The organism is Brevibacterium siliguriense, assembly GCF_900105315.1.
Classification (GTDB): Bacteria; Actinomycetota; Actinomycetes; order Actinomycetales; family Brevibacteriaceae; genus Brevibacterium; species Brevibacterium siliguriense.
The window spans coordinates 1287441-1305801 of record NZ_LT629766.1 but is presented as its reverse complement, the minus strand read 5'-3'; the positions used below and the strand labels follow the sequence as shown (position 1 = coordinate 1305801).

Annotated in this window: 15 protein-coding genes and 1 tRNA gene; 4 read left to right on the top strand and 12 right to left on the bottom strand. The window is 65.2% G+C overall.

Annotated features, from left to right (window positions below; translation table 11 throughout):
• The first annotated feature begins 230 nt into the window (after positions 1–230).
• Together BLU88_RS05670 and mscL are read left to right on the top strand one after the other, a co-directional pair.
• A complete protein-coding gene (locus tag BLU88_RS05670) occupies positions 231–740 on the top strand; it encodes an SAF domain-containing protein (protein WP_231939621.1) in 510 nt (169 codons plus the stop codon).
• 229 nt (positions 741–969) lie between these two features.
• The gene (gene mscL / locus BLU88_RS05665) at positions 970–1431 is read left to right on the top strand and encodes a large conductance mechanosensitive channel protein MscL (RefSeq protein WP_092011013.1); all 462 of its coding nucleotides are present in this window, start codon (positions 970–972) and stop codon (positions 1429–1431) included.
• Positions 1432–1503: 72 nt separating this feature from the next.
• Here the strand turns inward: mscL and BLU88_RS05660 are convergent, their stop codons facing one another.
• Both BLU88_RS05660 and BLU88_RS05655 read right to left on the bottom strand, forming a co-directional pair.
• Complete coding sequence (locus BLU88_RS05660; RefSeq protein WP_092011010.1) at positions 1504–1761, bottom strand: hypothetical protein; 258 nt, start codon at positions 1759–1761, stop codon at positions 1504–1506.
• On the bottom strand, positions 1754–6634 hold the full coding sequence (locus tag BLU88_RS05655) for a DUF4011 domain-containing protein (protein WP_231939620.1): 4881 nt from the start codon (positions 6632–6634) through the stop codon (positions 1754–1756). Before BLU88_RS05655 ends, BLU88_RS05660 begins: the two co-directional genes overlap by 8 nt.
• 106 nt (positions 6635–6740) lie before the next feature.
• Here BLU88_RS05655 and BLU88_RS05650 point away from each other — a divergent pair.
• Positions 6741–6816 (top strand) — tRNA-Arg (locus BLU88_RS05650).
• A 157-nt stretch (positions 6817–6973) separates the two neighbouring features.
• On the opposite strand, the gene BLU88_RS05645 is transcribed toward BLU88_RS05650, so the two are convergent.
• From BLU88_RS05645 to pdxH, 6 genes are all read right to left on the bottom strand, one after another.
• Entirely contained in the window at positions 6974–8038 is a 1065-nt protein-coding gene (locus BLU88_RS05645; protein WP_092011007.1) for a universal stress protein, read from the bottom strand.
• A gap of 183 nt (positions 8039–8221) precedes the next feature.
• Positions 8222–8722, bottom strand: a complete 501-nt coding sequence (locus BLU88_RS05640; protein WP_092011004.1) for an HNH endonuclease — start codon at positions 8720–8722, stop codon at positions 8222–8224.
• Positions 8723–9160: 438 nt separating this feature from the next.
• A complete protein-coding gene (locus BLU88_RS05630) occupies positions 9161–9982 on the bottom strand; it encodes a C40 family peptidase (protein ID WP_092010998.1) in 822 nt (273 codons plus the stop codon).
• Between the two features lie 414 nt (positions 9983–10396).
• The gene (locus BLU88_RS05625; protein ID WP_092010995.1) at positions 10397–11083 is read right to left on the bottom strand and encodes a metal-dependent transcriptional regulator; all 687 of its coding nucleotides are present in this window, start codon (positions 11081–11083) and stop codon (positions 10397–10399) included.
• A 264-nt stretch (positions 11084–11347) separates the two neighbouring features.
• Positions 11348–12820 (bottom strand): aldehyde dehydrogenase family protein, encoded by a 1473-nt coding sequence (locus tag BLU88_RS05620; RefSeq protein WP_092010992.1) that lies wholly within the window; start codon positions 12818–12820, stop codon positions 11348–11350.
• A 124-nt stretch (positions 12821–12944) separates the two neighbouring features.
• Positions 12945–13616 (bottom strand): pyridoxamine 5'-phosphate oxidase, encoded by a 672-nt coding sequence (gene pdxH, locus BLU88_RS05615; RefSeq protein WP_092010989.1) that lies wholly within the window; start codon positions 13614–13616, stop codon positions 12945–12947.
• Positions 13617–13762: 146 nt separating this feature from the next.
• Here pdxH and serC point away from each other — a divergent pair, with 146 nt between their 5' ends.
• Positions 13763–14944: a phosphoserine transaminase gene (serC, locus tag BLU88_RS05610; RefSeq protein WP_092017213.1), complete on the top strand. Its 1182-nt coding sequence runs from the start codon at positions 13763–13765 to the stop codon at positions 14942–14944.
• Positions 14945–15072: 128 nt separating this feature from the next.
• Here serC and BLU88_RS05605 read toward each other — a convergent pair whose 3' ends face one another.
• From BLU88_RS05605 to BLU88_RS05590, 4 genes are all read right to left on the bottom strand, one after another.
• Positions 15073–15570, bottom strand: a complete 498-nt coding sequence (locus BLU88_RS05605) for a DUF456 domain-containing protein (RefSeq protein WP_092010986.1) — start codon at positions 15568–15570, stop codon at positions 15073–15075.
• Positions 15571–15713: 143 nt separating this feature from the next.
• Complete coding sequence (locus BLU88_RS05600; RefSeq protein ID WP_092010983.1) at positions 15714–16991, bottom strand: MFS transporter; 1278 nt, start codon at positions 16989–16991, stop codon at positions 15714–15716.
• 8 nt (positions 16992–16999) lie between these two features.
• Positions 17000–17959 (bottom strand): DUF3027 domain-containing protein, encoded by a 960-nt coding sequence (locus BLU88_RS05595; protein WP_092010980.1) that lies wholly within the window; start codon positions 17957–17959, stop codon positions 17000–17002.
• Entirely contained in the window at positions 17959–18339 is a 381-nt protein-coding gene (locus tag BLU88_RS05590) for a cold-shock protein (protein WP_092010977.1), read from the bottom strand. Before BLU88_RS05590 ends, BLU88_RS05595 begins: the two co-directional genes overlap by 1 nt.
• Positions 18340–18361 lie beyond the last annotated feature (22 nt).

The window sequence follows — 18361 nt, the reverse complement described above, 5'->3', positions numbered from 1 at the left end:
CCAAGCCGGTTCTCTTCACTCACACACTGAACGCCTGTGGACAGCACGAACTGTCCACAGGCGAGTTTCGCGACCTTGTCGCCGACCGCGTGGTACCGCAGGCTCGGTGCATGGGCTTCTTCCACCGTCTTCGAACCTCGTCTCCGGGCTGGGCACGGCCGTCGCACATTCGACCTCAGCGCATCCTCGCTGCCGTCTGCCTTGCCTGCGCCTGTGCTTTCGCCGTTTGGATGCTCACGCCCAACAGCGCAGGTACGGCGATCGTCGTCGCGAAATCGGACCTGGCCCCTGGAACAGAGCTCAAGGCTCAGGACCTCACCCTTACCCAGTTCCCGTCCGATTTGGTGCCCGACAAGGCATTCAACTCCATTGATGAGGTGAAGGGCAGGGCCACCTCGGCGGGATTGTCGAAGGGGTCACCGCTGACCTCGTCGATGGTCCTCGATCAGCAGGCGCTGCCGAAGGGCAGCCGTGACCTGCTCATGCCGATCCGCTTGGCCGATGACGCCTCGGCGGCTCTTCTCCAACCGGGACTAAAGATCCGTCTCTTCTCGTCCTTACCCGACGGAGGGTCTGAAGTCGTCGTCGAGAATGTGACGATCGCCCGCCTTGTCGACAAACGCGAAGGAATAGCCGCGGAGTCAGGCCAACTTGTATCGGTGATCCTCTCCGCCGAGGATGCCGGGCGTGTCGCCGAGTTCGCCGGACTACCGATCAGCTTTGCCATCCTCCCCCGGTGAACCCTGACTTCGGCGGGTGACCAGCCCAGCCGATCCGGTGTATTCGGCAAGTCGTGGACTAACTGAGCCTGCATTCGACAATGTTCTCCGATTCTCCGGATCGTCAATCGGGTGCTCGGACGCGCAGAACATTTCTGCTGACAATGTGTTACCGATGTGTACTATTGGAACGTAATTGAACAATTCGATAACAGCATTTCAGTGAACACACACCGAAAGGGTCTCTCTAATGCTTAAGGGATTCAGAGACTTCATTCTCCAGGGGAATGTTGTCGAACTCGCAACCGCGGTCATCATCGGCGGCGCATTCACCGCCATCGTCACCGCCTTCTCCGACAAGATCATCAACCCGCTCATCGCCGCCGTCGGTGGCGCTGAGGGCCCGGCCCTGCAGATCCCGCTGAAGGAAGGTGTGCCTGAGGCAACCCTTGATATCGGTGCGGTCATCACTGCGGCCATCAACTTCCTCATCGTTGCCGCCATCGTCTACTTCATCATCATCGTGCCGATGAACAAGCTCAACGAGCTGCGCAAGCGCGGAGCTCCCGAGGAAGAAGTTCCTCCGACCACCGAGGATCTGCTCGGCGACATCCGCGAGATCCTGCGCAATCAGACTGCCTCGGCGGCCGGACCTGCCCAGGGCCCTGCCACCGACGGACCGAACGATCTGAACCAGCCTCCGCGGCACTGATCGACTGTCAAACCGGGAAAGCCCGCTCTCTGTTGAGAGCGGGCTTTCTTCATGCCTGAAACCTGTCGGGCGTTATGACCAGTGCGGGGGCTTCTGCGAACGGTAGTAGTCCTCGCTGAAGCCGCCACCGCCGGTATCGGCTTCATTGCGGAGAGTTGCGCGGTAGCGGCGCTTCGCCGCCTCGATCCGGGCCTTCCGAGATTCGTCGGCCTCGGAATCGTCGTCAACCTGCGGTGTGCCGGCAGGATCGGAGCTCGGTCCGTCGAGGCTGGGATCGGCCGCTTCTCGGCCCTGTTCCGCGTCCTCGGTGTCGGAGGGCTGCTCAGGCATCGTCGTTCTTCGACTCCGACTTCGCCGAGGTGGTCCCACCCGACTCGGTCTCAGTCGAATCCGTACCGGCCTTGGCATCCATCCCGGCCGAACCATTGCCAGCCGAGTCGGCATCGGCCGAATCTGCGTCGGCTGAGTCGCCGACGGAGCCCGAGTCCGCGCCCTCGGTCACTGTCCCTGCCGCCCCGGCAGCTCCGGCACCGCCGGATCCATCAGCAGCGACGACCGAATCAGCACCGTTGTCACCGGCACCATCGGACCCCGCACTCACCGAATCGGGGCTGGCGGAGTCGTCGGTCGCCTCGGGGACCTGGTCGTTGCTTGCGGTCTGGACGAGGCCGGCGGACCGGAGCTCATCGGCACGAATCTTGCCGGTGTCGAACGTCGGCAGAATGTCGTCTTCGACCGGTCCGGCGGAGTTCGAACGCGGGATGAACACCTCAGAGCCTGTGACCTTCTTCGCTTGCGCGTGGCGTTCGCGGTAACGATCGACGGCAGCCTGCAGCTGGGAGTCGCCCCGGCTCGTGTTGCCCTTCTGCGCCAGAGCGGTGCGCAGCAGATCCTTGATCTCACCGTCGCCGCGCACCACAGCATCCGACTGGATCCAGTCGATCATCTGGTCGAAACCTTCGGCAGAGTACTTGTGCATCGGCAGACCCGGCACGAGCTTCGGACGGCTGCCGGTGCGGCCGACGACCACCGAGGCGGCCCGCGCAGCGTTGAGAACGGCCTGCGGGCTCATCGTCTCCACGGTCGACCGCCAGGCCTCGAAGATCTTCTCGGTCTCGGTCTGCGGGTCGACGAACGCATCGGTCGACCATACGCGCATGACCTTCCAGCCTCGGCGGCTCAGCTGTTCGGGCAGCACCCGATCGCGCTGGCGCAGGCTGCGCATCGAGGCGTATTCGGGTCCGTCGCCGGCAACGGCGATGATCATTCCGTGCTCGTCCTCGGTCGAGTTCGCCACGGCCAGATCGATGCCGTTGTAGTGTTCGTGGGCGACGACGCCGAGCTGCAGCAGCCGGTCGGCGATGTCGCCCATCAGCGGATCGTAGATCTCGCCGTGCGGTCCGGGCTGGTGGACTCCGCCGGTCGCGACCTCCTCGAGCAGACGCGGCAGCATAACCGCTCCCCCGTTGAGTTTGCTGCGGTCGAAATCCTCGGCCTCGATGCTCGAGACCAGGGTCAGCCGCTTCCGGGCCCGCGTCATCGTGGCCGCCAGAATGCGGCGACCGTCCGGTCGGGACAGCGGGCCGAGGTCGTGGATGACGCGACCGTGGACGGTACGTCCATAGCCGAGGGTGAAGATCACGGCGTCGCGCGACATGCCCTGGACGCGTTCGGCATCGGTGACGACGAACGGCTCCTTCGACGAATCGTTGAAGAACGCCGCCACATACGGCAGATCCTTCATCGCCCGCGAGATCGCAGTCGCCACCCGCTGCGCGTGATGCGGGGTGAGCGCGATGACGGCCAGCGACTCCCGCGATCGGTTCCGCGCATGCTTGAGCACGAGATCGACGACCCGTTTGACTTCGGCGTCGGGGCTTTCGACCCGTCCGGTGCCGATGTCCGTGGGGCCTCTGCCGTCGGCGACATAGGAGAATTCGAGGCCGCTGCCCTCACCCGTATGCGCGGTCGGCAGCGTCGAAATCGTCGAATCGTAGAAGTGCCGGTTGGCCAGGTCGATGAGCCCGACCGGGGACAGTCGGTAGGAGTTCGACAGCCGCATCCGCGGCAGGAACTCGCCGAGGCGGTCCTGCACCGATCGCGGGTGCTTCCCGTCATCCATGCCGAAGCGATCGACCGCGATCGAGAACGGGCGCGGTCCGAGCAGTCGGGAGTCACCGAGCGAGATGACCTGCCGGGCACGGGTGATACCGGGAACGACATCGGCGACCGAGAGTCGTCCGGCGTCGGCGATGACGACCGCGTCGAAGAGCGGCAGGGCGGAGAAGAGTTCGGGCACCGTGTACGGGCTGCCCATCCACACCGGCGCCAGAGTCGTCAGCAGTTCGGGCGCCTGAGTGGAGATCCGCTTCGTCGAGGTGTGCTTCGACAGCAGCTCCTGTTTGATGACTCCGGCGGCGACGGGGTCGGAGTCGATTGCCCGCTTCCATGCCTGAGCATGGTTAAAGCGCAGTCGGGAAGCACCGGCGGCGACGAAGGCGCGGTCGTTCTCGCGGAAGCTTTCGGCGATCTGGTGGAGAGCGGCACCGTCGTGGCGGCCGATCGCGGGGTCTTCGCCGGCCATGGTCTGCAGCACGGAAGCCCAGTAGGCGAGGTCGAATTCTGGGCCGACGAGTGATTCGTCGACCTTGCGTCGGCGCAGGTCGGCCATGAGGTCGCCGAGGCCCTCACCGTCGAGTTCACGCTGCAGGCGGGAGCGTCCGGGCAGTTCGGAGAGGTGCTCCGAGTCGCTGCCCATCGCTTCGGTGCGGGCCTGAAGTTCTTCGATGAGCATCGATCCGAGGTCGCCGCCGTCCGGGGTGGTCTCGAGGACCGGAGCGAGCTTGGCAATATCGGCTTCGATGCTCTGGAGGATCTCGTCGGCTTCGAGGACGCCGCGCGGAATCTGCGGGCGGCCATCGTGTCCGGCGAGGTCCGAGAGGATGACTCGCTGCGCGCGGACGTCGATGAGGGCCTCGTGGAGGTCGGCCACCTCTGCGCCGGGGCGGAGGAATTCAGCGGCCGACTTCTTCAGTCGGCGGCGCTGCATCATTCCCATCTCGACACCGACATCGGCCCGATATTCGGGTGTGCCGGTGGCGGCGATGAGGTCATCGAGGCGATGATCGTAGATGTCGGGAGCGAAATTGTCCAAGGTCTTGCGCACGCGCAGGAGCACGCGGATGGCGCGGGACCAGTCTTCGACATTGCGGCGCGGATTGAGTTTCGCCTTCTGCAGCACCGGTTCGGTCGCAGACACGAGGTCCGGGATCATCCGCCCGATGCGTTCGGCCACCGTGCGTGCGGCTTCGGCCTCTTCGACGGATTTGAGGTCGGCACCGAACCAGACGGTGTCTTCGACGTCGAGGGTGAACGCGCCCAGTCCGGCAAGTTCGCCGAGCTTGCCGCGCAGGATGTTCCGGCGGTCCTCGCTGGCACCGAGGATGTCATCGTCGAAGCGCACAGGAGTCTGCGGGGAGTTGTCGCCGGAGGTCAGCTCGGCGAGGTGCTGCATCGTTTCGTAGACGGAGACGTCCCACGGCTCGCGCCTGCGGTGCAGGGAGGACACATGGTCGGACAGGGTCGCGCGCTGTTCGTTGAGTTCGGTCAGCAGGCGGGAGAGGTCCGGACGCTCGGACCTCTCTGCCGAGGCGATGAGCCCGATCAGCTGTTTGCGAATGTCTTCCGAGCTGGCGCGGGTGTCGACTGCGAAGTCCGAGAGTCCGACTTCGCCGAGGCGGGCGGAGAAATCGTCGAGCGCATCGGAAGTCTGCGCGAGGAAGAGCACGCTCTTGCCCGTGTGCGCCAGGGTGGTCGCCACAGCGACGGCGACCTGGGTGGCGCCGGTTCCGGGCGGGGTGTCAACGACCACGGAGTGTCCGGACACGGCGGCGTCGACGACGGCCTGCTGGTCACCATCGACGTCGATGACGAGGAACTCTTCCTGCGGCTTGCGGTCGGGAAGCGGGGTGATCGGTTCCTGGAGCGCGGCGGGAACGACGTCTTCGCCATCGGCCTGGGCCGCTGGCGAGACATCGTCCTCATGGTCTGCATCTTTGTCTGTGCCTGGACCGGTCGTGGCCGCGGCATCAGGAGTTGCTGCCGCATCGGCGTTGTTCGAAGCCGAAGGCTTCTCGGTGCCAGCTGCACTCGATGGCTTCTCAGCGGCGGCCGTCTTGTCACCGACCGATTCGGTGCCGGTGCTCGGCTTCACAGCATCGAGTGGTTCGTCGGTGATCGGCACGGTCGGCTGACCGAATTCCTCTTCATCGTCGACGTCCGCTGCGGCACCAGCGGCCGTCGCATCGGCACTGGTGGCCGCATCGTCGTCAGCTTCGGCCGACTTCGACCCGCTGGCAGCACCGGCGACTCTCTTCTTCGCTTCGGCTCGCCTCTGTTCGGCTTCGGCTTCCTCTGCCGCGGCGATCTTCTCGTCCGGGAGGACGCCCGGCTGCGGCACATAGGAGGGGCCGCCGAGCGAGGCGCGCATGTCTTCGTCGCCGGCCAGAGCGCGCAGGACGGGATGCTGGGTGGGCAGGTAGTCGGCGGAGAACGGGCTCGCGATGTTCGCGAACGTCGAAATGATCAGACGATGGTTGATCCGCAGGCCGGGCACGCTCTGTCCCAGATCGCGCAGGCGGTCGAGGGCCGGGCCCGGGTCGAAGCCGTGCGGTCCCCCGGTCGCGTCGACCCATTCGTCGACGGGCACTTCGAGGTCGTATTCCTCGCCGAGGTGCTGGACGAGTGCCGGATTGATCGTGATCTCGTTGTCGAGCACGATCTCGTAGTCTTCGACGCGCGAGCCGCGAGGCACCAGCGTGATGTGGCGCATGACGACCGGGGCGTTGAACTTGAGCTTCGCGTCCTTCTCCGTCCACGAGGCGAATCCGATCGCCAGGTGTGCGGTGCGGATGCCGCGTTCGTTGTCGAGCTGTTCCGCCTTCGACCGGATGGACTTCGCACGACGGCGCGCATCGGCGAGGATGTCGTGGTCACGGATGAGGCTGGAGAGTCGAGTGGCGCGACCGGCCAGCAGCTGTGCCAGCCCGGAGGGGTGGGCGCCGGAGAGGTCGATGCTGCCGTCACGGGAGTCCCGGAAATGAAGCATGGTGTCGCGACCGCCCAGGTGGGCAGCCTGCTTCTTCCACTCGGCGAAGACATCTCCGAGTTCTGTGAACTGTTCGTCTCTAACGGAATCCGACACAATTCGACCCTAACGAGAAACTGTCCATAATAGGTGCTGGCACACCGTGGAACAGTGAGGTTTCTTCTACGCTACACTGGGTGATCGTGGTTGAGGACGACCACCTGGCCCCGTAGCTCAGGGGATAGAGCACCGCTCTCCTAAAGCGGGTGTCGGCAGTTCGAATCTGCCCGGGGGCGCCAGAACCACTGATGCGAGTCAGCGACAGATGCTGACGTCGCCCTGTTCCGCCATCACCGAGGCGGCCGATCGATTCGATCGGCCGCCTCGGTGATTGTCTTCCGGCACTTCGGACAGATCCGAGCCGCGGACTCGGGACTCCCCCGGCTCAGCCGCCCGCTAGAGACCCGGCTCGGCCGGGGTCTCGTGCTGCTTGCGGCGACCGTGATCGCGGGCGACGCGGACGACCATCGTCGGGCACTGCGAGTACGGCAGCACCGACTGCGAGGTCGAACCGAGCAGGAGGCCGGCGAATCCGCCGCGTCCGCGCGATCCGATGACGAGCACCTCGGCGGTGTCAGAAGCACGGACGAGCACCTCGGCGGGCTGTCCGTCGAAGAGCGTCCAGGTGACGTCGAGGTCCGGGAACTCCTCGGCCAGACGCTGCTTGGCGACGACGAGCTTGTCCGCGCCCTCGTTGACGAGCCGTTCGAGATCGGCGGTGCTCGGCAGCCATTCGGGTCCGATGACCGTCGTGGTGATCACGGCGACGATGTGCAGCGGTGATCCGCGGCGCACGGCCAGTCGGGCCGCCTTCCACAGTGCCGGGGATTCGGCGCCGAGCGAGTCGACGCCGACGACGACCTTGCCGTCGAAGCGCAGACCTTCGATCGACTCTGCATTGGGATCGTAAGTCTCGACCTCGACGCCGTCCTGTCGGATCGGCCGCGACGAGGTCGGATGCGCGGGTCGCTCAGCCTGGTTGTCCCAGCAGGCCGGGACAACGACGGTCGGGCACGCGGAGTGCGCCGGCAGAGCACTTGACACCGTTCCGAGGAGACGACCAGCGAAGCCACCGCGACCGCGGGAGCCGACGACGGTGAGGCAGCCGGACTTCGATTCGTCGATGAGCACACCGGCGGCGTCACCGATCTCGATGACGGCTTCGACGGGAACGCCGGCCGCCTTGACCTCGGCAGCTGCTTCCTTGAGCGTGTTCGTCACGGCCGCACGGATCGAGCTGTCGTCGATGGGCACATAGGACACGTCGATGGCGGCAGCAGCGACGCTCGGGATCGTGTAGGCGCCGACGAGGCGGATCGGACGATCCAGAGAGCGTGCTTCCTGAATCGCCCAGGCCAAGGCGTTGCGGCTCGGGGGCGAGCCGTCGATTCCGACGATGACGGCTTCGGTCTCACCGGCCGGGGCCGGGTCGAGGTTCTGTGGGCGATCCTGCTCACTCATCGCAAGCTCCTTGGGTCGAAGCGAACTTCTGTTTCGTCCACCCTAGAGCACATTGCCGGTGAGAACTTCACCTATGTCACATCGTTATCCGAAATTCGCCAGAATACGGACAACACCGCTCCCTATCTGGGACGATGACTACTCTTCGGCGATGTGAGCGGGAGTCCGGAGCCGCCTCGGCTGTCAGGCGGCGCTGGAGTATTCGAGGAACGGACGCCACTTCTCGACGGGTTTGTCGAGCCCGCGCATCCACAGCTGCCCCAGGCGGGGTTCCTGCGGCAGGAAGCCGAGCTTCCATCCGATCTCGCTGAGGGTGCGGTTGCCTTTGCGGTTGTTGCATTCGCGGCAGCAGGCGACGAGGTTCTCCCAGGTGTTCGCTCCCCCACGAGACCGTGGGACGACGTGGTCGACGGTGTACGCGGGCTTGGAGCAGTATGCGCAGCGGTGGCCGTCCCGGCGCAGGACTCCGCGGCGGGAGAGCGAGACGCGACGGTTGCTCGGCGGGCGCACATAGCGGGTGAGCAGGATGACGGAGGGCTGATCGAGACTCATGTGCTCGGATCTCACCGGAATGTCCTCTGCGGCCAGGACTGTCGCCTTTCCGGTCAGCACGAGCACCACGGCTCGTGTGAACGGAACGATCGACAGCGGTTCGTAACCGGCGTTCAGCACGAGAGTCTTCATATCTCGCCCCTCATCTTCTTCTCTTCTGGGCCGAAACCGGCTGCCTCGGCCCCAGGGAACACAAAAGGCGCCGTGCTCATGGGCACGACGCCTGGGAAAGAGGGCACGGAGACAGATATGTGCTCCGCACCAGAGACTGGAGCGGCTATTCGAACTATTCGACTATGCCCCATCTGCTTTCCTTCGAATCGGAGGTCGACGCCATTCTGCGTCCACCGTTCATGGAACTCAATCCTCTCCAGAGTAACGCCGCGCGCGCCCGTGACCCAATTCATACGACTCGCGTCATGGAAACTTCGGCTTGCGTTCACCGAATCGGGTATAGGCGGGCAGCCGCGCAGGCCGGCTGGATCGCCACAGATCCTCCAGGCATACGAAAAGCTCCCCGTGCGACTCGAGGACCGTCGAGTCGTGCGGGGAGCTTTTCGGTGAAGAAGATCAGAGAACGCGGATGAAGGTGACGTCACCCATCCAGCTGTAGCTGCGCTTCGATGTTCCGGAACCGGGCGAACCGGCATCGTACATCTGTCCGTCACCGGCGTAGATGCCGACGTGGCCGGGGTGCCAGACGAGGTCACCGGGCTTGGCTTCGGACTGCGAGACGACCTGGCCGGCGGCCTTCTGGGCACCGGAGGTGCGGGGCAGGCTCACGCCGACGTGGCTGTAGACCCAGGAGGTGTAGCCGGAGCAGTCCCAGCCGCTCTGGCTGGTTCCACCGTAGACGTAGGGGGTGCCGACACCCTTCTCCGCCCAGCCGAGGACCTGCTCGGCCTTGGATCCGTCGATGGATCCCGAGTCCTTGGAGTCGGACTCACCCGAGTCGGACGATCCGCTGTTGGCGGTGTCGTCGGAGGTCCCGGCCGGATCGTCAGAGGAGGCAGGAGCGGAGGTTTCAGCCGGCTCGGGCTTCGGCTTGGGCTTCGGAGCAGCCTCAGCAGTGATGGTCTTGCTCTCGACGCTGAAGGAATCGGACTTATTGTCACCCTTCTTGCTGTTCGAGTCGTCGCCGATGGTGACGGTCTGATTCTCGAAGTCGACCTTCTGAGTGGTCTCGGCTTCTGCGGAGACCTTGTTCTGGTCGTCGGCTCCCTGGCCGGCGGCTGGCATCACTGCGGCGGTCAGCAGACCACCGCTGGCAGCGACAACTGCTGCACGACGGCCGAAGACGCCCGAGTTGGCGTTCAGAAGTTCAGTGAGTTCGGTCAGTGGAGTCTTGACCTTGGCATCGGCGGCGCGGCGGCCATGCTGCTTAGTTGCCACGTTTTCCCTCTCGTTCCTATTGGCTTGCTTTAAGCCAACCGCCACTTTCGGTCCTTGATATCTCACAGCGAGCGTGGCGCTCGGATCTCGTTGTGAAGTCGTCATTGCGTGAACGACCTCAATAACTGTAACCAATCGGTGACTGATTGTCACGTTTCTGTCACAACCACAGGAGGGAAACCGTGATGTTTTCCATAAATCCCCAGGTCAGAGGCTCAGAATGGCTTGAAATTTTCGTAACATTTTCTCGTTATACGACGTGACCCAGGGGGTGGAAAGCCACTCCCTGGGTCATGGATCACAGTGATTTGTAACGAATCGGGGTTCGAGCACCCGCTCTTCCGTTACCGATGCTCGGCATCGTCGTTACCGAGCTACAGCGTTGCCGTTATCGAGCGGAGACTTCTGTACGCCTCAGCCCCGGTAAGCGAAGACGTGCGAGGCGGTCTCGATCGGCAGGTCGAGCACGTCCTGCGCGCCGGGCACCTGCACGGTGATGTATTCGCCGTTGCGAGAGATCTCGACGTCGCTGCCCGGCAGGACGCCGGCGACCTGGAACTGCTGAAGCAGGTGGATGTCGACCTGCAGAGGTTCGGCCAGCCAGGCGATCGTCAGCTTCTTCGCACCGTCCCGACCGACTGCCGTGGCGAGGTCGATGACCTCGGTGGTCTTCGAGGCTTCGCCGCCGATGACGTCGAGGCCGGGGATCGGGTTGCCGTAGGGCCCGGTGGAGGTCTCGGACAGCAGAGTCACGAGCTTGCGCTCGACCTGCTCGCTCATCACATGCTCCCAGCGGCAAGCCTCGTCGTGGACGAGTTCCCACTCGAGTCCGACGACGTCGGAGAGGAGACGCTCGGCCAGACGATGCTTGCGCATGACGTCGGTGGCGATCCGACGGCCCTCGGGAGTGAGTTCGAGATGGCGATCATTGCCGACGTGAAGCAGCCCGTCGCGCTCCATCCGCGCCACGGTCTGTGACACGGTGGGGCCGGAATGGTCCAGACGCTCGGCGATGCGGGCACGCAATGGCACGATCGACTGTTCCTCGAGCTCGATGATCGATTTGAGGTACATCTCGGTTGTATCAATGAGGTCGTTCACTTCTGACCAGCCACTCCACTCTTCGTCTTCAGGTCGTTTCGACCGTTTCAGGCGTTGTCACCAATTCGGGTCGATTCGACCCTGCCCCCGCCCCGCACAGGCGAACCCGTTCGCGGCCGTTGCGATCTGTCCCAATCCTATCGTGCGTTCAGCAAATCCCGTGAGTCGAGGATTCGCTCGGGTCAGGGCTCGGCATCGGCCGCCGTCTGACGGCTCGGCCTACATGTTCATCGGCGCGCTCGGCGCGTATCCGCACCGAACTGTTCAGCCCGCATTCGTGTAGGTCGTCTTGTGTGCTGTGAAGAACTCACGTGCCGCGCGAGCCTGTTCGCGAGGACCATAACTCGACCCTTTCCGTCCGCCGAAGGACACGTGATAGTCCACGCCTGCCGTCGGGGCGTTGACCATGACCATCCCGGCCTCGGCATAACGCTTGAAGTGGGTCGAATATTTCAGGGAGGTCGTGAAGATGCCCGCGGACAGTCCGAACTGGGTGTCGTTGGCGACGGCGAGCGCTTCGTCGTAGTCGGCGACCTCGATCACCGAGGCGACCGGACCGAAGACCTCTTCGACGTTGATCGTATCGCCCGGCTTCGTGCCCGTGACGAGTGCGGGCGCGAGGAAGTACCCCTCCGTGTCTGAATCGATGAGCTCACCGCCGGCGACCTCCCCGCCTTCGGCTCGGGCCTTGGCGATGTAATCGAGGTCCTGGTCGAGCTGGGTCTGGGAGACCACGGGTCCGATGGCGACGCCCTCGGCGCGGGCGTCTCCAACAGTCAGCGCCGCCATCTTCTCCTTGAGCAGCGCGACGAATTCATCGTGGACATCGGAGGTGACGATGAGGCGTGAGGACGCGGTACAGCGCTGGCCGGTGGAGAAGAAGGCTCCGTTGATCGCGGCCTCGGCGGCCGCTTCGAGGTCGGCGTCGCCGAGCACGACGAGCGGATTCTTCCCGCCCATTTCGCACTGCACTCTGATCTGGTGGGCCGCAGCCGATGCGATGACGGACCGTCCGACGGCGACGGATCCGGTGAAGGTCACGGCGTCGACCTTCGCCGAGGTGGTCAGTGCGTCCCCGACCACGGAGCCCGGCCCCATGACGAGGTTGAGGACCCCATCGGGCAGTCCCGCCTCGGCGAGGATATCGACCAGCGCGTACGCACTGGCGGGGACGAGCTCGGCAGGTTTGAACACGATCGTGTTGCCGAAGGCCAGAGCCGGGGCGATCTTCCAGGCCGGGATGGCGATCGGGAAGTTCCACGGAGTGATGATGCCGATGACGCCGATGGGCTCGTGCGTCATCTCGGCGATGAGCCCGGGGCGGACCGAGTCTACGACCTCACCGGTGTTGCGGATGGTCTCGCCGGCGAAGAACTTGAAGATCTGGGAAGCACGCAGCACCTCGCCCTTGGCTTCGGCGAGCTGTTTTCCCTCTTCCCGGGCGAGCAGATCGCCGAGTTCGTCGGCGCGTTCTGCGATGAGGCCGCCGGCCTTGTCGAGGATTGCGAATCGCTGCTGTGAGCCGAGGTCCGCCCAGGCCGGGGCGGCAGCGCGGGCGGCATCGATCGCCGAGGCAACCGTGGCGGCATCCGCGCGGGCGTAGCGGCCGATCACATCGGTCGGGTCGGACGGGTTCGTATTCGTCGACCTGTCACCGCTGGGCACACGTGCTCCGCCGATGAGGTTATCGAAGACGGCGTCGGGTCCGAACTTGGTGCTGAGTGCTGGGGGTGTCATGGGTGCTCCTTTGCATCGTCTGCGCTCGGTTGCGGTGCGCATGTTGTGACCATTGTGCTGGGTGGCCGGCGCCCTGTGCTGATTCGTTCTGCAACACGGAAGGTCAGGGCACTGAGGAAGAGCCTCAGGGGTAGAGGCGGACGGCCTCCCAGGCCGAGGCATCGTCGAGGTCGGCCGTTTCGTGACTGCCGTCGGAACGGCGGAAGACCCACCGGTCGTGGAACCGGTTCGCCTGGCCCTGCCAGAACTCGATCTCGAAGACGCGCACACGGAATCCGCCCCAATGATCGGGCCGCGGCACGTCCTGGCCCTCGAGCTCGGCCGCCGCTGCATCGTATTCGGCCTGCATCTGCTCGCGGTCCGTCACCGGCTGGGACTGTTTGGACACGGTCGCCCCGATCTGCGATCCACGGGGTCGCACGGCGAAGTACGCGTCCGAGTCCTCGGGGGCGGCCACCTCGGCGAGTCCGCGGATGCGGACCTGTCGTTCCATGTCCTGCCAGGGGAAGTTCACCGCGATGCGGGGGTCGACCTGCAGCTGCCGGCCCTTCGCGGAGTCGTAGTCGGTGAAGAACAGGAGACCGCGCTCGTCGAGGCCTTTGAGCAGGACGATGCGCGAACTCGGACCCCATTCGTCCAGGGTCGAGAGGGTCATCGCATTCGGTTCACGGACATGGTCAGCCGCCTCGTCGTACCAGTGACGCAGCAGGTCCAGGGGTACGGTATCCGGGTGTTCGAAGACGGCTGAGTCATAGGACTTCCGGGTCTGCGGGAGGCGATCGACGGGCTCACTCATGTCTTCACTCTACGACGCGGCACGGACACGAGTCAGCCGGGTCCCGCCTCGGCGGGGCAGCCGAGGCTGGGATTGTCGAGACGGCACGTCCGTCACATGACGGACCGGTCCCGGACGCCGGGCGGGCCCGCCGTAGAATGTCGAGCGTGACTGCGACGAATATTGAGATCCCGAAGAACCTCCTGCCCGCCGACGGACGCTTCGGGTCCGGCCCGGCCCGCATCCGCCCCGCCCAGATCGAGGCGCTCAACGCTGCCGCGACCGAGGTGCTCGGCACCAGCCACCGCCAGGCGCCGGTGAAGAACCTCGTCGGCCGCATCCGCTCCGGCCTGGCCGAGCTGTTCAGCCTGCCCGAGGGCTACGAAGTGGTGCTCGGCAACGGCGGGTCCACCGTGTTCTGGGACGTCGCTGCCTTCGGCCTCGTCCGCGACCGGGCCGCCCACGCGACCTTCGGCGAGTTCGGACAGAAGTTCGCAAAGGCCACCGACACCGCCCCACACCTGAAGTCCTCCCTCATCCTGAGCGCCGAACCCGGCACCGCTGCGATCCCGACTCCCGAGGCCCTGGCTGCCGCTGGTCTCGTGGACTCCCCCGCCGAGGCCGCCACCGGCGAGAACGCCGCCGACGTCTTCGCCTGGCCCCACAATGAGACCTCGACCGGTGTGGCCACTCGGATCGCCCGTCCGGCCGGGATCGCCGAGGATGCCCTCGTCGTCATCGACGCCACTTCCGGCGCAGGCGGGCTGGATGTCGACATCGCCGAGACCGATGTCTACTACTTCGCCCCGCAGAAGAACATGGGCTCCGACGGCGGACTGTGGGTGGCGATCATGTCGCCGCGCGCGATCGCCCGCGCGCAGGAGATCAAGGGCTCCGGACGCTGGATCCCGACCTCGCTCGACCTGGTCACTGCGATCGAGAACTCGGCGAAGGACCAGACCTACAATACACCGGCCGTGGCGACCCTGCTGCTGCTCGCCGAACAGATCGAGTGGATCAACGGCAACGGCGGTCTGTCCTGGGCAGCCGAACGGACCGCTGAGTCCTCCGGGCTCGTCTACGACTGGGCGGAATCCGCCGAGGCGACTCACCCCTATGTGGCAGACGCTGCGGATCGTTCGTCAGTCGTGGCCACCATTGATTTCGATGAGTCGGTGGATGCTGCTGCCGTGGCCAAGGTGCTGCGGGCCAATGGCGTCGTCGACGTCGAGCCCTACCGCAAGCTCGGCCGCAATCAGCTGCGCATCGCGACCTTCGTCTCGGTCGACCCCGACGACGTTCGGGCATTGCTTAACTGCATCGACTTCGTCATCGACGCCCTCAAGTAACGAAGGGCCGCCAGCGGCTTCCCAGTGCCGTCCGAGCAATTCCTACATTCAGTGCCATAACCTCCCGTGGCAACGGGGCGTTATGGCACTTTGTGTGTCTTATGCGTCGGCAGGTGCAGGTGCAGCCCTCAGGCGAAGAAGTGGATGAGGACGCCGATGCCGAAGGTGATGGCCGCGAGCATCGCGAGGATGAACTCGATGCCCGCACCGATGCCGATCGCCTTGATCGACTCCCAGCTGGAGTTCCACGCCGTCTTTCCGTCCTTGAGGCGGGAATACTCGGCGAGGTAGAGGCCGGCGACGAAGCCGATCGGCAGGCCCAGCACCGGAATGACGAAGAAGCCGATGACGGCGAGCACCCCGCCCAGCAGCACCGAGGAGTTCGGCACCTGCATGGACTTGAGTTTGCGGCCGGTGAGCACGAGCGAAGCACTCATCCCGGCCGCGACGAACACGGCGACGATGGCGAAGATGATCCACGCGGTCGGTCCGCCGATGATGATCGCCCAGATGAGAACCGCGATGGCGATGAGGATCGACCCGGGCAGCACCGGCACGATGATGCCCAGGCAGCCGACGAGGATCGCCAGGCCGACGAGCACCGAGGTGATGATGTCAGTTGTCACAGTCCGTCCGTTTCCCTTGCTCGACCCTTGGATCCCTCGCCGAGGCGGTCGATCGAAATTCTATGACACGAACCTCCGGACCCGCCGAGTGCCGGCTCCTGCCGATGCCGCCCCACGAGCTGCAACCTGCCCGTTCGAACCCGTCAGTGTCCGCTGCCGCCCGGCGGCCTGCCCTGATAGCTCATGTGCAGCCGGATCCGCGACTTCGGATCCCGGTGGAGTCGCAGATCCTTGGCTGTGATCATCCACAGCAGTCCCACGGCGAAGGCGATGATCCCCGAGGCGGCTCCGACGACGAGCGCCATCCGCGGTCCGAAGGCATCGGCGACCCAGCCGGCCAGCGGTGCCCCGATCGGTGTGCCGCCCATGACGACGGCCGCGTAGATGGCCATGACTCGGCCGCGGTAGTTCGGCGCGGTGGTCGTCTGCACATAGGCGTTCGCCGAGGTCATCATCGTCAGCGATGCGAAGCCGACGAACATCAGCGAGGCGGCGAAGAGATAGTAGTTCGGCATCAGCGATGCCAGGCCGACGGCCAGACCGAATCCGCCGGCGGCTCCGAAGATGAATCGCAGTCGGGGCTTCTCCCGCCTGGCCGAGGCGAGTGCCCCGGTCACCGATCCGATGGCCATGACGGAGTTGAGCAGACCGAAGCCGCTGGCATTCTTGCCGAACTCGATCTTCGCCATCGTCGCCGTGTAGATGTTGAAGTTGAATCCGAAGGTCGCGACGATGAACAGCACGACGAGTACGACCGTGATGTCCGGGCGTCTGCGCAGGTATTTCAGTCCGCCGAGGACTCCGCCCTTGCCGCGCCGACCGGAAGGGTGCAGCTTCGATTTGTCGAGCCGGAGGAGCACCGTGAGCGTCGCCGCGAAGCCGAGTCCGCTGATGAGGAAGACGGGACCGGGTCCGATGACGGCGGTGAGCACACCGGCCACTGCAGGACCGAGCATGCGGGCGCCGTTGAAGGACGCCGAGTTGAGGCTGACGGCGTTCGGCAGCAGCTTCTCACCGACGAGTTCGGAGACGAAGGCCTGCCTGGCCGGGTTGTCCAGGGTTGTGAGCATCCCGAGCGTGAACGCAAGCACGTAGACGTGCCACAGCACGATGACGTCGGTGATCGTGAGGGCGAAGAGGACGAGACCGATGAATCCCAGCAGCGCCTGAGTGACCATGAGCAGCCGTCGTTTGTCGAACTTGTCGACGAGGTTGCCCGCGAACGGGAACATGATGAGCTGCGGCCCCAGCTGCAGAGCCATGGTGAGGCCGAGCGCCGAGGCGTTGTTGTCCGTGAGCATGGTCAGGACGATCCAGTCCTGAGCCGTGCGCTGCATCCACGTTCCGGTGTTGGAGATCAGGGCACCGGCGAACCAGTGCCGGTAGTTCGGCTCCGACAGCGACCGGAACGTCTGGGACATCGAGTGTGTCAGCCCTCCTGGAACTCGAGTTCGCCGGAGTAGTCGTCGACGACGGCTTCCACCGGTTCGTTGTTCGGCCGTCTCACATCGGTCTCCGAATGCGCACCGCACCCGGATTCGAGTCCGACCACGCGACCGTCGAACGGCGACCACGCATTGGCGCAGACCCCGAACTTCTGGCGCAGCGATCCGGCGATCGGCATGAGGTAGCCGCAGCTGCCGCAGTGTCCGGCCGCGCGTGAGGCGAACTCGCTGTCGGGTCCGGCATCGGATTCCGACCACCGGCTCGCGGCCGCGCTCAGCCCGTCGGAGGAAAGCACGCGTTCACGACCGAGACCGAATTCGAAGTTCTGGATCTGGTCGATGTTGTCCGCCGCATTGTCCTCGGTCTGCTGGAAGCCCGGCTGCAGGTTCGGGTCCTGGTCGAGCTTCGGCAGGGTATCGCGCGGACCCATGTCGCCGGGTTCGAGTCGATCCTCCCACGGCACCCATTCGGGGGCGACGAGGGCATCGGGGCCGGGCAGCAGCGCGGTTTCGCAGACCGTGACCTTCTTCGCGCGCGGGGCGCGGGCGAGCACGGCCACCCACCGCCAACCGCGGTAGGTCGGGTCGGTGCACACGAAGTAGTGGGTGACCAGGCGGGTTGCTTCGGCCACCGTGCCCAGGTGTTCGCCGACGACGGCAGTGCCGGCCACCTCGGTGATGGCGGTGCGGGCGATGTCGATCGCCGCAGCCAACTGGGTGTCGAGGACGACTTTCTCCGTGCCCGACCGGCCACGGCCGGTCTTCGATGCCTTCGCCGAGGCGGCCGTGCCGGAATCCGCGGCGACCGCGCTTCCAGCGGCGGTCGATTCGCCCACAGCGGCGGGCACATCGCTGCCCGGGGCCGCCTCGGTGGTCTGTTCGGCGTCGTTCTCGGCGGGCACGGCGGTCTGCCGGGCCAGCCAATCACTGAACAGTGATGACATCAGGACTCCAAATCGTCGGCAATCGCCCGCAGCAGGCTGGCGACCTTGTTCCCATGGGCGGGGTCCGGGTAACGGCCGTGCTGCAGTCCGTTGTTGAGGTCATCCAATACTTTGATGACATCTTCAACCATAACTGCCATGTCCACGGCCGGGCGTCGGCGGGCCTTGGCAACCTTGGCCGGAGTGTTCAGGGGGCGGGCCTTGAGCACCTGCGCTCCGCGGCGGGAATCGACGACATCGTATTCGAGTCGGGTGCCCTTGGTGACCTCAGTTCCTTCAGGCAGCACGGAGGAATGGAGGAAGGCCTGCGAGCCGTCCTCGGCGATGACGAAGCCGAAGCCCTTGTCGGCATCGAACCATTTCACGCGTCCGGTGGGCATGATGTCCTTTCTGTCTGGTCTC

Bases quoted from the DNA above. Each gene is read 5' to 3' on its own strand.
- BLU88_RS05670 (WP_231939621.1), top strand. From the start codon at position 231: ATGCTCACGCCCAACAGCGCAGGTACGGCGATCGTCGTCGCGAAATCG.
- mscL (WP_092011013.1), top strand. From the start codon at position 970: ATGCTTAAGGGATTCAGAGACTTCATTCTCCAGGGGAATGTTGTCGAA.
- BLU88_RS05660 (WP_092011010.1), bottom strand. From the start codon at position 1,761: ATGCCTGAGCAGCCCTCCGACACCGAGGACGCGGAACAGGGCCGAGAA.
- BLU88_RS05645 (WP_092011007.1), bottom strand. From the start codon at position 8,038: ATGAGTGAGCAGGATCGCCCACAGAACCTCGACCCGGCCCCGGCCGGT.
- BLU88_RS05640 (WP_092011004.1), bottom strand. From the start codon at position 8,722: ATGAAGACTCTCGTGCTGAACGCCGGTTACGAACCGCTGTCGATCGTT.
- BLU88_RS05620 (WP_092010992.1), bottom strand. From the start codon at position 12,820: ATGACACCCCCAGCACTCAGCACCAAGTTCGGACCCGACGCCGTCTTC.
- pdxH (WP_092010989.1), bottom strand. From the start codon at position 13,616: ATGAGTGAGCCCGTCGATCGCCTCCCGCAGACCCGGAAGTCCTATGAC.
- BLU88_RS05600 (WP_092010983.1), bottom strand. From the start codon at position 16,991: ATGTCCCAGACGTTCCGGTCGCTGTCGGAGCCGAACTACCGGCACTGG.
- BLU88_RS05595 (WP_092010980.1), bottom strand. From the start codon at position 17,959: ATGTCATCACTGTTCAGTGATTGGCTGGCCCGGCAGACCGCCGTGCCC.
- BLU88_RS05590 (WP_092010977.1), bottom strand. From the start codon at position 18,339: ATGCCCACCGGACGCGTGAAATGGTTCGATGCCGACAAGGGCTTCGGC.